The organism is Thermomicrobium sp. CFH 73360 (genome assembly GCF_023806465.1).
GTDB lineage: Bacteria > Chloroflexota > Chloroflexia > Thermomicrobiales > Thermomicrobiaceae > Thermomicrobium.
The window spans coordinates 1-368 of sequence record NZ_JAMSLS010000033.1 but is presented as its reverse complement, the minus strand read 5'-3'; the positions used below and the strand labels follow the sequence as shown (position 1 = coordinate 368).

At 64.7% G+C, this 368-nt stretch carries 1 protein-coding gene; it reads right to left on the bottom strand.

The window, feature by feature from the left end:
• Window positions 1-368, bottom strand: a 368-nt coding sequence (locus tag NET03_RS13395; protein ID WP_252129386.1) for a zinc-binding dehydrogenase, incomplete at both ends; no start/stop codon positions are given.

The window sequence follows — 368 nt, the reverse complement described above, 5'->3', positions numbered from 1 at the left end:
GTCAAGATGGTGGCGTCGGCGCCGACGCCGTGGGTGATGTCCATAATCCGTTGGATCGGATCCTCCCGCGTGGGGTTGATGGTGTGGGTGGCCCCAAACTCCTTGGCCTTCTCCAACTTCCAATCGACCAAATCGATCGCAATCACCTTCTCCGCTCCGGCCATGGCGGCACCCTGCACCGCGTTCATCCCGACACCGCCGGTGCCGAAGATCGCCACCGTCTCCCCGGGACGGACCCGGGCGCGGTTGACGGCGGCACCCCAGCCGGTGGGAACAGCGCAGCCGACCAGACATGCCCGATCCAACGGGAGATCCGGATCGATCTTGATAACCGAGTCGACCGGGCAGACCGTGTACTCGCTAAACGC